Genomic DNA, 14,918 nt, shown 5'->3' on the forward strand with positions numbered 1-14,918 from the left:
GCTTTGTACACCTTAGGTTATTTTTTCATCGCTCCGTGTCCAGCGACCACTGGACCATTTATTTTCCCGCTGCAAGCCTAACTGGCAGCGGGAAAAGTCTCAACCTAATTTGCTACTTTAGGTTATTGCGCGTCGCGATAAATGCCGAACACTGACTGATTTTCGACCAGTTGATCGCGGGTCAATACGAATACGCCATCGCCGCCATTTTCAAAGTTAATCCAAGTGAATGGCACTTCTGGGAATTGCTCAATCAAATGCACCATAGAATTACCCACTTCGACCACGAGTAAACCCGTTGGTGTGAGGTATTGCGCGGCATTGGCCAGTATGCGTTTGGTTAAATCTAAGCCGTCGCGACCAGAGGCTAAACCAATGGCAGGCTCATGGTGATATTCATCTGGCATATCGCCAATGTCTTCGGCATCCACATAAGGTGGGTTTGAGACAATCAAATCATACTGAGGGCCTTCAGGGATGGCCGAAAACAGATCCGATTGCATCGGGAATACTCGGTCCATCACACCTAAGGTTTCGATATTGATTTGCGCCACATCTAAGGCATCTTCGCTGATGTCCAGCGCATCGACTTCGGCGTCTTCAAATTCGTAGGCGCAAGCAATGGCGATACAAGCGCTGCCAGTACATAAATCTAAAATACGCGTTACCGGTTTGCCGTATAACCAAGGGCTAAAACGGTTGGCGATCATTTCAGCAATCGGTGAACGTGGCACTAACACGCGCTCATCGACGTAAAATTCAAGTCCAGCAAAACGCGCTTTGTTGGTCAGATAAGGCACAGGTAGGCGCTCTCTGACACGGCGAATAATCAACTCGACAATTTTATGCTTTTCACTGCTGGTCAAGTTGCTTAAAATCACTTGCTGGCCGATTTCTTCGGGTAAGTGTAAAGCATGGAAAACTAAGGCGATGGCTTCATCCCACGCGTTATCAGTACCATGACCATAATACACATTGGCGTCGTTAAAACGGCTCACGGCCCAACGTAACATATCGCCAATCGTGCGTAATTCTGTCACAGCTTCATCTACAAAGATCTTATCCAAAACGTGCTCCCGCTAGTTTGTTCGCGAACATTGTAACTGAACTCTATTCAGAAACCATAGGATTCAATAGAATACCCGCCATGAATAAAGACGACGACAAAGAAGGCTTGGCGATGTTCTCAGCGCTTATCGATGGTATTAAACCCATCACGCAAAATAAGCGACACTTTCGCACGCCCTTAAAAACCAAACAGGAAATAGAACTGAAAGAGCAGCAACTGCATGCTAACAGTTATTTCTCAGATACTTATCAGCCGCTACTGCCAGTACAAGGGCCGATGCGTTGGTTGGAGGAAGGGGTTGATAGCCTAGAACTCAAACGCCTGCGACGTGGAGATTACCAGCCAGATTTACTGCTGGATTTGCACGGCTATCGCCAATCAGAAGCCAAACTTGAGCTAGCGGCACTGATCCAAGCCTGCGTTAAACAGCAAAGCCTGTGCTGCTGCATTATGCATGGTTATGGCAGTGGCATATTGAAACAACAAGTCCCCATGTGGTTAGTGCAGCATCCTATGGTGAAGGCTTTCCATCAAGCGCCTAAAGAATGGGGTGGCGATGCGGCATTATTAGTGCTGATTGATATTGGGGAGCAGCCGCATAGACGTTAACTCGCTATCGGCTTTAAACATTAACGTTTCCGATTTGGCGATTTAGTGATTTAGTGATTTACCGAAAACAAACGGCCCACATTCAGTGGGCCGTTTCGTTTGTAAAAAGGATATCAATCAAGACTAGCTAATGCTGTGGGGCGCGTGCTGCCACACGATTGAAGCTTGCTCGGCATGTTTATCAATAAGCGTAATGCCCGAAGTGGCAAATAACGGCGGCTCAACACCCGCCACTAACTCACTGACTAAATAGCCCAATAACGGCATGTGAGCAATCACTAGCACTTTATCCGCCTTGTATAACTCAGCGTAGGCTACAACTAAAGCTGCTACATTGGCGGGATCGCCAGAAGGCACAAGATCATCAGCGACTAACCACTTACGCGGCTCAGGAAAATGCTGACTCAGCTCCTGCCAAGTTTGCTGTGCACGTAAGTAAGGACTCACCAAAACAAGATCGAAATCAGTCACACTGCGAGCCAACCAGTTGCTCATCAACACAGTATGGTGCCTTCCAACATCGGTCAGTGTTCTGTCTCTATCAGACTGAGCATTAAATCCGGCGTCACCATGTCTCATCAAAAATAGCTGCATACTTCTCTCGCGACTCAAACTTGTTTTTGTTTTATCCCAATTGTAGCCCTAAAATTCATTTCAACAAACCATGTAAGGCTTAATCTTTAGTCGATAAACACAAGAGATATTTGCTAAAAACCATTAAGACTATCAATATATAACAAGCTATCGTTATCGGAGTGTCTCTTTGCAAGCCTCTCAGTCCATTTATAAAAGTCCAAACGATCACCGCCAGTATCGTTATCTTGTGTTAGATAACGCGCTTAGGGTGTTATTGGTTGAAGATCAAGATGCCAGCCAAGCGGCCGCATCTATGGCTGTAGGCGTGGGTCATTTTGATGATCCCGCAGATAGACCCGGCATGGCACACTTTTTAGAGCATATGCTCTTTCTTGGTACCGAAAAATTTCCCGACTCAGGCGAGTACCACGCCTTTATCAACCAACATGGCGGCAGCAATAACGCTTGGACGGGCACTGAACACACTAACTTCTTTTTCACCATCAATGAAGACGTATTTGCCGACTCCTTAGACAGATTCAGCCAATTTTTTATCGCCCCTAAATTTGATTTAGATTTAGTCGACAGAGAGCGCCAAGCCATTGAATCTGAATTTAGTTTAAAACTGAAAGACGATATCCGCCGTATCTATCAAGTGCTCAAAGAGACAGTTAATCCACTGCATCCTTTCTCAAAATTTTCAGTCGGTAACTTAGTGACCTTAGGCGGAGAGCAAGCACAGGTACGTAGCGAATTACTCGATTTCTATCAAAGCCACTACAGCGCCAACTTAATGACCCTGTGCTTAGTCGCGCCGCTTTCCCTCGACGAATTAGAAGAGTTAGCCAGCCATTATTTTAGCGGGATCCGAAACTTGAACTTAGTGAAAAACTATCCTCAAGTGCCGCTGTTTTCGGAAAATGAGCTGTTAACCCAAATCGATATCGTGCCGCTTAAGGAGCAAAAACGCTTAAGCATCAGCTTTAATTTCCCAGGCATTGACCACTACTACAAACGTAAACCGTTGACTTATATCAGCCATATTTTAGGCAATGAGAGCCATGGCAGCCTGTTGTCCTATCTTAAAGAGCAGGGACTGGTGAATAACTTGTCTGCGGGCGGCGGCGTAAATGGTTATAACTTCAAAGATTACAGTATCGGTTTACAGTTAACCGATAAGGGACTAGCGAATCTTGATGAGATTATCAGCTGCTGTTTTGAGTATATTGAGCTCATCAAAACCCAAGGCTTAGATGAATGGCGTTATTTAGAGCGCGCAAACTTACTCAAAATGGCGTTTCGTTACCAAGAGCAAGTTAAATCACTCGATTTGGCCAGCCACCTCAGTATCAATATGCATCATTATGAAGTCGAAGATTTGGTCTTTGGTGACTATCGAATGGATGGGTTGGATATCCCTGAAACCATAGCCCTACTCGAGCTAATGACGCCTCACAATATGCGTCTGCAGCTTATCGCGCAATCGGTTAAAACGGATCGTAAAGCCAACTGGTATCACACGCCCTATAAAGTGCGCCCTATTGCACCTCAATCACTTGCTCGTTGGCAAGTGAGCAGTATTCGCCCAGAATTACAACTACCTGCAGCAAACCCATTTATCGTCGCCGACTCCATTCCTCGACCAGATAAGAGCGATGTCGATGTACCTGTGATCGTTGCAGAATCGACGGGATACCGTATTTGGCACAAGAAAGACGATGAGTTTAATGTGCCCAAGGGCCACATGTATTTGTCACTGGACTCAGAGCAGGCGAGTAAAACCCCAAAGCATGCCGCCCTCACCCGCCTATATGTTGAAATGCTGCTCGATTATCTGACAGAACCAACCTATCAAGCCGAAGTTGCAGGCTTAAGCTACAATATTTATCCGCATCAAGGTGGCATTACCCTGCATTTATCGGGCTTTACCGGCAATCAAGAAACGTTATTAGCGCTGTTAATCCACAAAGCCAGAGAGCGTAATTTTACCGAAGAGCGCTTTGCCCTGATTAAATCTCAACTACTGCGCAGTTGGCAAAATCTGGCGCAGGCGAAACCTATTTCACAATTATTCACTAGTCTCACTGTCACGCTACAAAAAAGCAGTTATGAGCCTGCCCGCATGGCTCAAATGCTCGAAGACATAAGCCTTGAAGATTTGCATAACCATGTACGCGCCTTTTACGAGAAAATCTATCTTGAAGGACTAGTTTATGGAGATTGGTTAGTCTCTGAAGCACAAGCTCTCGGTAAACGCTTAGAGCACATATTGTCCTTGGTTTCGACGCCAAGCGCCGAGTCCACTAGAGAATTAGTCAATTTAACGGGTCAAGGCACCTTACTGAGAGAACTCGCTATAGATCATCAAGATAGCGCGATCATTGTGTATTACCAGTCTGCTGTGGCAACGCCAGAAAAAATGGCGCTGTTTAGCTTACTGAACCACACAATGTCGTCCACCTTCTTCCACGAACTGCGCACTGAAAAACAGTTGGGCTACATGGTCGGCACAGGTTATCTGCCGCTCAATCGTCATCCTGGGCTCATTTTTTATATCCAGTCGCCCACGACTGGACCACTGCATTTATTAGAGGCGATAGATGAGTTTATTGCCGACTTTAATTATGCCGTGATGCAAATCACCAACGAAGAATGGGAAAGCACTAAGGTCGGTCTTATTAGCCAAATCATGGAGCATGATGCAAACCTTAAAACTCGCAGCCAGCGATATTGGGTCAGTGTCGGCAACAGAGATTATCAATTTAACCAAAGGGAGCTGGTCGTAGACGAAATCACTAAGCTCACCCGCACTGATTTACTCAAATTCATGATGCGTAAAATGCGCACCAAACACAGTGACCGCTTAGTCTTATTTAGCACGGGTGAACAGCACAGAACCCAGGCGGTGTTGCAGTCAGAAAAGATGATCACAGATCTCAAAACCTTTAAGCAAACAGCAGAGAAGTTTAATTTCTAAACAAAAAAACTTTTACACACACATTTGTTTGTAAAGCTGGACAAACAAACAAAACCGCTACAAATTGGCCCAACTATAGTTGTATCTATCACGGTTGGGCCTAATACTGATGTAAAACATGGCGAGTCCATGTTCTCCCCCTTCTACAACGCACAATTTTACTGCATCTACATGCTGTTAAAAGGATTTTTTACCGATACCGCTTTGACAAACCCCGCACTTTCTGGAAAAGTGATGTAACACAATTGTTTCATGGCATCCTCGGATAAAAAGAACAAACACTATGCCTAAAGCACTCTTTAAAATCGTCTTGCTCGCTTTCTTTGGCTTGCATGCATTCGAAGACGTAAACGCATCTCCCTTTTCTGAAAAATCTCCAATTATTCTCCAATCACAGTCTTTTGGTGTCCCACAAGGACTTTCCCAAAGCACAGTTACGTCTATAGTCCAGGACCATGATGGCTATCTATGGATTGGAACATTTAATGGGCTTAATCGATTTGATGGGAAAAACTTTAAACATTTTTATGCTAATGATGCCAGAACAGGTCTTCCAAGTTCTTTTATTAGAAGTTTACTCATTGATGAACAAGGCGTGTTGTATGTTGGAACCGATAATGGTCTAGTCGTATATGATAAACAGCAAGAATCATTTTCTCATTATGGTCTGTCGGTAAATGACTCCCCAGTCTGGAGCCTCAACTCAAGTGATAAGAGTTTAATTGTTGGAACCAACAAAGCAATTATTGATATAAGTAACATAGAACAAACTTATGAACTTTCAAAGAAAGGCGTAAGTGAAATTAAAAAAACGATAAAAATAGGCGACGATTATTATATAAGAGACTATGCAGGTACATTATTTAAACTAAGCGGGAGTGAATTAAAAGAGATAGCTCGAAAAACAATGGATTTTGAGCAAACGAATGACACAAAAATGCTAATATCATTTAGTGATGGATTATATGAATACGAAGGCAATGAAATAGTAAAAGTCGATAATCGAGCATTTTCATTACTTACAAAATACAAAAAAAACATATATGGCTTCACAAATGAAAATTTTGTTGATATTTCCAGCAACACTACTTTAGGAATTTTATCTCCTGATAGACCTGACAAAACATCTTCATTTTTTGCAACCGAAGACATGTTTGTATTAGGAAGTATTGATCAAGGCATCACTATTGTAAAAAAAGTGAATAATTTAGTGCAAAAAACTAACTTAACGACAGATAGCACATGGCATCTTACAAAAAACACTAAAGGTTTTCTGGTTTCATCTGACTCTGAAAAAATAAAACTTTTTGATGAAAATTTAAACCTAATAAAAAGTTTCAACACTCATACTCAAGGATACAAATACGCTGCTCTAAGTGACGATGGGCTTTATTTTGGCACTAATAAAGGGTTGTTTTTACAGAAAGATGATTCATCCAAGTTGATTAGCAAAAATATAATATCATCACTCTCTATTAATGAAAATAGTTTGACAATTGCTGCTGGCACACCTGATGGTAAAGTTTTAATCATCAAAAATGGTGAAATTACTAACAGCATTGATACAAAAAAGAATGAGCCAATTTTTGACGTAGAGTTAACATCTGACAATCTAATATATATAGCTGGACAAGATGGACTAAAAAAATATGAAAATGGATTATTAGAAAACTTAAGTAATGAAATAACTTACAGCATCGAAAAAAGTGATAATGGCATTTACTTCGGAACATCAACATCACTGATGCTTTATAATGATACCAATAAAAAAATTTCGAGAATACTTTCTAACAATAAAGAGATCTACGCCATTGTAGATAATGATGGTTTTATAACAGCCTCATCACTAAGTGAAGTCATTATTTTTGAAAAAAAAAGTAAAGTATCTTATACCTTAAAAACATCAAATGGGAGTCAATATGAGTACAACGCTCCCAATGGTATCAATATAAATGGTAACACTCTACTTGCGGGGATTAGTGGCATTAGTCTAGTATCACCTAAAGATGTTGTAAGTTATGTAAAGAAAAGCAAGGTAAATAAAACAGAAATATCAGATTTATTAGTATTTAATATAGTTCAAAATCAAGAAAGTAACTATCTAGCACAATCAATCGCAGCATCTAATGAAATATCATTGAAATACTCTGACTATCCATTTTCGTTCAACTTTATATCTCCCATGTCAGACGACTCATCAACTAACTACTACTATAGAATGTTCGGTCTTTCTGATATATGGATACCTGCAAATGGAACAAACTCAGCAACATATACAAACCTATCTCCAGGAAATTATACTTTTCAAGTTTATGCTGTTAATTCACTTTCCGGTGAAAAAGCAGCAACAAAAGAGCTTACTGTCATTATAACACCTCCTTGGTGGTCATCATTTCAAGCAAAATCTATTTATGCTGCTATTGTATTATTTATTTCCTACCTTGTGACAAAAGCCATATTACGTCGTAGAGAAACACAAAGACAGATTGTACTCAGTGAAGAACGATTAAAATTATCATTATGGGGAAGTGGTGATGAAATGTGGGACTGGGATATAGAAACTGGCAACATTTTCCGCTCAAATATCTGGGGAGCACTTGAATTCCCCCGTGATGGACACCGTTCTGGTAAATCAAATGAAGAGAGCAATATACATCCAATGGATCAAGAGCGTGTTCGAGAAGCGCTCAATAAGCATTTTTATGGTGAAACAGATCATTTTGAAGCCGCATACCGAGTAAAAGGTAAAGATGACAATTGGGTATGGATCTTAGACCGCGCCAAAATTGTAGAACGTGATGAAAAAGATAATGCCCTGCGTATGACAGGTACGATTAAAAATATTAGTCAATTTAAACAAAAAGAAGAGCAACTAAAACTCTTTGAAAAGGCAATTGAAAATATTTCGGAAGGCATGTTTATCCTCGACAGCGAATACCGTTTTGTCGAAGTTAATGAAGCTTGCTGTAAGATTTCATTACGTAACCGAACTGATTTTATTGGTAACTTACTCACATTTGATTTATATCCTGAAACCTTCTCCACCCAAATCAGAACCATGTTGAAGCAACAAGGACGCTGGGCAAATGAAGTGGAAGCCGCAAGAGGAGATAAAAGTCACTTCCATATGGAGCTCACTATCGATGCTATCTATGATGAATTAGGTGAATTGTCACACTATGTCGGTGTTTTTTCAGATATTTCTAGACGTAAGCAGCAAGAAGAAGAACTTAGAAAACTAACCAATAATGATCTCTTAACCGGACTCCCAAATCGCTCCAACTTACAAGTGACCTTAAGTAACCTAGTGAATCGGGAAATAGCCCATGCGTTAATGGTACTTGATCTTGATAATTTTAAACGTATTAATGATTCCTTGGGTCACCAAATTGGAGACTCTTTATTAAAGCTAGTTGCTACTCGCATTAAGTCCTTACTTCCTAAAAATACCAGTATTTACCGTCTTGGCGGAGATGAATTCGCCATTGTATTAGATAAAGGCTCAGATATAAGTGCCAGTGCTGCGATTGCTAACCGTATTATCGAAGGGTTAAAACCCGCTTTTGAAGTAAGTAATGAACAACTAGTCCTAGGATTAAGTATTGGTATAGTACTATTTCCAGAAGATGAGCAAAGTGAGCAAGCATTACTGAGGAAAGCTGACATTGCTATGTACCATGCAAAGTCAGCAGGAGGTAATTGCTATCAGTTTTATTCAGAGTCATTAAATCAACATGCGATTAGGCAGTTAGAAATAGAGAATCTCATCCGTGAAGGCTTAAAAGATGATCTATTTGAAGTTTATTATCAGCCTAAGGTTGATCTTAAGCGCGGTAAAATTGCAGGCATGGAGGCTTTAGTCAGATTAAATCATCCAGTACATGGCTTGATACCCCCAAATGATTTTATTCCACTTGCTGAAGAAAACGGTTTAATTGTTGAAATTGGTGAAATCGTCTTACGCAAAGCCTGTTTCGCAGCGCAGAAATGGCGTGAACAAGGAATATTCAGCGGCAGAGTCGCCGTCAATTTATCGTCACGTCAATTTGCACTCCCCGATATCCAACAACGAATAGAGTCAATTTTAAGGCTCACCAAACTCCCCGCTTGTCATCTTGAATTAGAAATAACTGAAGGTACTGTCATTAAGCAGCCGGAAACGGCGATTATAGTCATGCAGCAACTGGCGAAAATGGGCGTTAGCTTGGCACTGGACGATTTTGGCACTGGGTACTCGTCCCTTTCATACTTAAAACGTTTCCCGATTCATACTTTAAAAATTGATAAAGCTTTTGTTGACGATATTGATAAGTCTGATCGCGATCTCAAAATGGTCGACTCTATCATTACCATTGCCCATAATATGGGGCTTTCAGTGGTGGGAGAAGGTGTAGAACAAACTGCACAGTTAAATATTTTACGCGCACTCAACTGTGAGGAAATTCAGGGCTACATTTTTAGTAAGGCTATCAAAGAGAAAGAGTTTACCTTGCTGCTCCAAGAGGACATGATAAAGCCAAACACAAAAAGCAACATAACCTAATCATTTGACTCTCAATTTGATTGCGATTTACAACATTGGCACAACAAATGCAATAGCATTATCAGTGTCAATAATAAATCAATATCAACTACCCTGAGAGAGAATCAAAATGATGAAAGGAATCCTTGCCGCCGTTACTTTATTATCTTCAATTGGTTTTGCAGTAAATACTTATGCACTTGAAGATAACACAAAATTAGAACCAGCTGCTAAATCAATTACTTCAGAAAAACCTGCTGTTAAACTTACTCCAGTAGAAGTAGCTGGGCATCCATATGTGAAGTTTAAGCCTTTTGAAATCGCTGGACATCCTTACGTGAAGTTCAAACCTTTCGAAATCGCTGGACATCCTTACGTGAAGTTCAAACCTTTCGAAATCGCTGGGCATCCTTACGTAAAGTTTAAACCTTTTGAAATCGCTGGGCATCCTTACGTAAAGTTTAAACCTTTTGAAATCGCTGGGCATCCTTACGTAAAGTTTAAACCTTTTGAAATCGCTGGGCATCCTTACGTGAAGTTCAAGCCTTTTGAAATCGCAGGACATCCTTACGTGAAGTTCAAACCTCTCGAAGTAGCAGGACATCCTTACGTTAAATTTATTAACTCTGAAGTTGCATAATATTAATCAGGTTAGGGAGAGTGGCTATGCTAAATTCAATCAAAAAAGCACTCGGTTTATCCAAGCCAGCGCGTAAAAAAGTTAAGTTGCCTGAAGGCTTAAACCACCTTGAAGTTATTTCTGCGAAAGGTTGGTGGAATTAATTAAAATCCTGTGGTTATGGGTCTAACTCATGCACAGTGATAACAAGTTAAGCTAGCGCAGCTTTAAAACAATAAAGGGAGCATTGGCTCCCTTTAGTTTTATATGAATATGAAAAGTATGAAAAAATATGTCATAACATACTGATAGATTAGCTATTTAATATCCCTTCCTCACTACAACGGATTTTCCTCAAGGCTAAATGACTGTGTGTCGTAAAAAGTGGGTAAGCCAGTGGCCCGAGCACAAAACCCAGTAATGCCCAATACGTAACAGAAAGGCCTGTGGTAAATGCAGCTAAACCGAAGTACCAAGCCGAGATTAATGCGATACAGATAACCAGCAAGACCACAAACCACCTCTTTAAAAACAACAAAATCATAAATGTAGAGAAATGAATCCCCATCAAAATGCGGATACTGCTCGCATAGTCTTGCAGATTGGTGCACACGTTAAATACGCCATTTTAACGGCTGGATGAAATATTCTCTGCAGACTGCTGAAACGAGCAACACTTATTCATCGCTATGTTCTCAGTACAGGACACCTAGCACTGAGCACAGCTTTCTTCATCAAGGGCTTGGATAATACAAGATCTACAGCTAAATTGTGAACATTTTTTAGGCAAAAACATGCCTTGTGGCAATAAAAAAAGCGGCAATGATCTGCCGCTTTTTTATTCAACCTTAGTTGACTAAGACCTAGATTAACTATGACTTAGATTCACTAAAACTTAGAAAAAGTGCGCGTTTTCTTGAGCCATGGTTTTCAAGCGCTCACAAGGTTCGAATCTGCTGCCTAATTGACTTTGATAACCTTCAAGAATTCGCACTAAGTTCGCGGCGCCCAAAGTGTCAATATAATGGAATGGACCACCGAGGAATGGTGGGAAGCCAATACCGAAAATGGCGCCAATATCACCATCTCTTGGCGATGCAATAATTCCATCATCCAAGCAACGCACCGCTTCATTAAGCATTTGCACCACACAACGCTCGGCTACTGCTTTGGCGTCTTTATTGGTGCCAGGCTTAATACCTAACACGCCATAAACACTCTCATCGACAGCTTTAGCTTTCTTGCTCGATGCGCCGTATTGATAGAAACCTTTACCATTTTTACGGCCTTTACGATCGTCACCCAAAAGCTTGTCAAAAGCCGCTGGCGCTTTAAAACGTCCACCCAATTCTTTCTCGAGGATTGGTGAAATCTTAGCGCCCACGTCGATACCCACTTCGTCAAGTAAAGTAATGGGGCCCACAGGGAAACCAAACTTAACCAGCGCTTTATCAAGATGTTCAACACTTTGGCCTTCAAGTAATAATTGCGCAGCCTCGTTCATGTAAAGCGCAAGAATACGGTTCACGTAGAAACCCGCGCCATCCTGCACCACTATCGGTGTTTTACCTTGCTTACGGGCAAAGGCTACGGTTGTCGCAATGGTTTCTGGCGAGGTTTTAGCGTGGGCAATCACTTCCACAAGCGGCATTTTCTCTACTGGCGAGAAATAATGCAGACCAATTACATTCTCAGGACGTGTCGCCGCCTCGGCGATTTGGCTAATAGGCAAAGATGAGGTGTTTGACGCAAAAATAGTGTGCTCACCACACTCACGCTCTATGTCTTTCACCATTTGATGCTTAAGCGCTAGGTCTTCAAATACTGCTTCCACAACGATATCGGCATCGTTAACGCCTTTATATTCAGTCGTTGTGGTCATCAGTGCCATTAAATTGTCACGGGCAGCAGGCGTCATATGGCGGCGCTTAACCCCTTTATCCAACAACTTGTAGGCGTAGGCCAATGCATTGCTTAAACCTTTTTCGCTGATGTCTTTTACGCGAACGGGGATTTTGGCCTTGGTTGTTGTGACAGATGCGATACCGCCACCCATTAAACCGCCACCTAAGATCACCGCTTTTTTGACTTTGCGTGGGCTCGCGCCTTCTGCGCCGGTTTCTTTCTTCATTTCTGTGGTCGCAAAGAAAATACTGCGCAGCGCTTCAGACTCTTTCGATACCACTAGTTCGGCAAAGTGACTCGCTTCGACTTCTAGCCCTTTTTGCATCCCCTTCGCAATACCTTGACGCACGCAGTCAATGATCTTGGCAGGCGCAGGATAATTACCTTGGGTTTTCTTTTCGACCTGTTTAGTCGCTTGATCGAAAATAATATTACGGCCAAAGCTCGTGCCTTCAAGCACTTGATTAACGAGTGACTTTTTAACAGGTTTCGGTGCACGTTTCCCCGCAAGCGCCATCTCAACTGCGGTTTGCAGCAAAATGGTTTGCGGTACAACATCATTCACTAAGCCCATTTTCAAGGCTTGTTTAGGACGAATTTGTTTGCCAGTTAGCATCATATCTAAGGCGGTGGTAATACCAACTAAACGTGGCAGACGTTGAGTGCCGCCGCCGCCTGGCAATAAGCCAAGTTGGACTTCCGGTACGCCGAGCATAGTCTTGCCATCGTCGCTACATACCCTTTGATGACAGGCTAAGGCTAACTCTAAACCACCGCCTAAACAGGCACCGTGGATTGCCGCAACCACAGGAATTTTTAAGGCTTCTAACTCATTAAAAACCACATGCCCTTGCTGGGATAAGGCTTTGGCATCGCCCGCCGTTTTACAGGCATCGAGCATAGAAATATCCGCGCCCGCGACGAAAGAATCTTTTTTGCCCGAGATCAGCACTAAACCGCGAATGCTCGAATCACTCTTAATTTCGGCTAAAATCTCACTGATTTCAGGACCAAACTGTGCTTTTAGGGTGTTCATGGTTTCGCCAGGAACATCCATAGTCAAAACGGCAATGCCGTCGTCGCGGCGGATTAAATTAAAGGTCTTTTCCATGCCAATTACTCCACTTCCACTATCATAGCCACACCCAAACCACCGGCCGCACAGGCCGTTGTTAGGCCAGTTCCACCACCACGACGCTTAAGCTCACGGCACACTTGGGTGATTAAACGGGTTCCCGTTGCCGCAAAAGGATGGCCGTAGGCAAGCGAGCCGCCTAGCACGTTAAACTTGCTCATGTCGATTTCACCAATGGCGCGGTTACGGCCAAGTTTTTCTTCGGCAAATTTTTTCGAAGCAAACATCTGCATATTCGCTAATGTCTGCGCCGCAAAGGCTTCATGCATTTCAATCAGGGTAAGATCTTCTAGTTCCATTCCAGCACGTTTCAGCGCCAGTGGCGTCGCGTAAGAGGGCCCCATCAGCATGTCTTGCCACACATCAATAGCGCTAAAGGCATAGCTCTTAATGTAGCCAATCGGTTGATAACCTAAGGCTTTCGCTCGACCTTCGCTCATCAGGATAATCGCTGAGGCACCGTCAGTCAGTGGCGTACTGTTGGCCGCCGTCACAGTACCATGCTGTTTGTCGAAAGCAGGTCGCAACTTAGCGTATGACTCCAGTACCGAGTTTTCGCGGATATTGTTATCGCGATCGATAAACTGTTTATACGGCGGCACATGGGCAACCATCACTTCGTCACGAAGATGGCCCGAAGCCCAAGTTTCACTCGCTAAGGTGTGCGAGCGGTGCGCTAAAGCATCTTGATCGGCGCGGCTAATATTGTAGGTTTTTGCCATCTGCTCGGCGGTTTGTCCCATAGACAAGCCCGTTGAGTACTCGGCTACCGCAGGCGGCACAGGTAATAAATCTTTAATGCCTAAACGACGGAAAATTTGTAATTTTTGCCCAAAGCTACGGGCTTTATTCAGATCGACTAACGCATGGGCTAATTTTTTCGACACGCCGATAGGCAAGACAGAAGAAGAGTCGGCGCCGCCCGCAATACCGATTTCGATATTGCCTGTCATGATAGATTCGGCCACGTTGACGGCAGATTGAAAGCTAGTCGCACAGGCACGAGTGACACTATAGGCATCGGTCAACACATTCATGCCAGTACCGAGTACGATTTCACGGGCAATGTTAGGTGCAGCGGGCATTTGCACCACTTGTCCATACACTAATTGCTCAATCAGCTTAGGATCGAGTTCAGAGCGCGCCAATAATTCATTGACCACCATTTTGCCCATATCGAGCGCCGATACACCGTGGAATGCCGTGGCTTGCTTTGCAAATGGCGTTCTTAAACCCGCTACTATGGCGATACGTTCACCCTTGGCGTTCGTAACCTGTTGTCTATCACTCATTTGTCACCCTCTTTATGTGCGCAATCGCTGAGAGATTTCAGGCGGCGCTATCGATTTCCGTGTTTGACCTATTGTTTTACGGCGAAAAACGCCCAATAACAGGTCTGACCATTAAAGTGTGATCTGATTCTAACTTCTTGTCAGCAAGTTTTAAACACCTGTTTGTTTTTTTAACACTAGCCAAACCCTAAGGGAATTCTTTACCATATCCGTT

9 protein-coding genes are annotated in these 14,918 nt (G+C 42.7%); 4 read left to right on the forward strand and 5 right to left on the reverse strand.

Annotation, left to right across the window (positions count from 1 at the left end; genetic code table 11):
* Positions 1-122: 122 nt before the first annotated feature.
* Positions 123-1,067, reverse strand: a complete 945-nt coding sequence (prmB, locus tag AYJ58_RS16360; protein WP_106650942.1) for a 50S ribosomal protein L3 N(5)-glutamine methyltransferase — start codon at positions 1,065-1,067, stop codon at positions 123-125.
* An 80-nt stretch (positions 1,068-1,147) separates the two neighbouring features.
* On the opposite strand from prmB, the gene smrB reads away from it, so the two are divergent.
* Entirely contained in the window at positions 1,148-1,678 is a 531-nt protein-coding gene (gene smrB / locus AYJ58_RS16365) for an endonuclease SmrB (RefSeq protein WP_006082235.1), read from the forward strand.
* 123 nt (positions 1,679-1,801) lie between these two features.
* On the opposite strand, the gene sixA is transcribed toward smrB, so the two are convergent.
* Complete coding sequence (gene sixA / locus AYJ58_RS16370; RefSeq protein WP_006082236.1) at positions 1,802-2,272, reverse strand: phosphohistidine phosphatase SixA; 471 nt, start codon at positions 2,270-2,272, stop codon at positions 1,802-1,804.
* A gap of 169 nt (positions 2,273-2,441) precedes the next feature.
* Between sixA and AYJ58_RS16375 the strand changes: the two genes are divergently transcribed.
* The 3 genes from AYJ58_RS16375 to AYJ58_RS16385 all read left to right on the forward strand — a co-directional run bounded on the left by AYJ58_RS16375 (position 2,442) and on the right by AYJ58_RS16385 (position 10,393).
* Positions 2,442-5,231, forward strand: a complete 2,790-nt coding sequence (locus AYJ58_RS16375; protein WP_106650943.1) for an insulinase family protein — start codon at positions 2,442-2,444, stop codon at positions 5,229-5,231.
* Positions 5,232-5,514: 283 nt separating this feature from the next.
* The gene (locus tag AYJ58_RS16380; RefSeq protein WP_106650944.1) at positions 5,515-9,774 is read left to right on the forward strand and encodes an EAL domain-containing protein; all 4,260 of its coding nucleotides are present in this window, start codon (positions 5,515-5,517) and stop codon (positions 9,772-9,774) included.
* 109 nt (positions 9,775-9,883) lie between these two features.
* Positions 9,884-10,393: a hypothetical protein gene (locus AYJ58_RS16385; RefSeq protein ID WP_198555491.1), complete on the forward strand. Its 510-nt coding sequence runs from the start codon at positions 9,884-9,886 to the stop codon at positions 10,391-10,393.
* 292 nt (positions 10,394-10,685) lie between these two features.
* Here the strand turns inward: AYJ58_RS16385 and AYJ58_RS16395 are convergent, their stop codons facing one another.
* The 3 genes from AYJ58_RS16395 to fadI all read right to left on the reverse strand — a co-directional run bounded on the left by AYJ58_RS16395 (position 10,686) and on the right by fadI (position 14,704).
* Positions 10,686-10,886, reverse strand: a complete 201-nt coding sequence (locus AYJ58_RS16395; RefSeq protein ID WP_106651850.1) for a hypothetical protein — start codon at positions 10,884-10,886, stop codon at positions 10,686-10,688.
* 381 nt (positions 10,887-11,267) lie between these two features.
* Positions 11,268-13,388, reverse strand: a complete 2,121-nt coding sequence (gene fadJ, locus AYJ58_RS16400) for a fatty acid oxidation complex subunit alpha FadJ (RefSeq protein ID WP_106650945.1) — start codon at positions 13,386-13,388, stop codon at positions 11,268-11,270.
* 5 nt (positions 13,389-13,393) lie between these two features.
* A complete protein-coding gene (gene fadI, locus AYJ58_RS16405; protein WP_106650946.1) occupies positions 13,394-14,704 on the reverse strand; it encodes an acetyl-CoA C-acyltransferase FadI in 1,311 nt (436 codons plus the stop codon).
* Positions 14,705-14,918 lie beyond the last annotated feature (214 nt).

Origin of the sequence: Shewanella sp. Pdp11, from assembly GCF_002838165.1 — a bacterium.
Classification (GTDB): Bacteria; Pseudomonadota; Gammaproteobacteria; order Enterobacterales; family Shewanellaceae; genus Shewanella; species Shewanella hafniensis.

Excerpts from the sequence above, each read along its gene's own strand:
- smrB (WP_006082235.1), top strand. The coding sequence starts at position 1,148 with ATGAATAAAGACGACGACAAAGAAGGCTTGGCGATGTTCTCAGCGCTT.
- sixA (WP_006082236.1), bottom strand. The coding sequence starts at position 2,272 with ATGCAGCTATTTTTGATGAGACATGGTGACGCCGGATTTAATGCTCAG.
- AYJ58_RS16380 (WP_106650944.1), top strand. The coding sequence starts at position 5,515 with ATGCCTAAAGCACTCTTTAAAATCGTCTTGCTCGCTTTCTTTGGCTTG.
- AYJ58_RS16385 (WP_198555491.1), top strand. The coding sequence starts at position 9,884 with ATGATGAAAGGAATCCTTGCCGCCGTTACTTTATTATCTTCAATTGGT.
- fadJ (WP_106650945.1), bottom strand. The coding sequence starts at position 13,388 with ATGGAAAAGACCTTTAATTTAATCCGCCGCGACGACGGCATTGCCGTT.
- fadI (WP_106650946.1), bottom strand. The coding sequence starts at position 14,704 with ATGAGTGATAGACAACAGGTTACGAACGCCAAGGGTGAACGTATCGCC.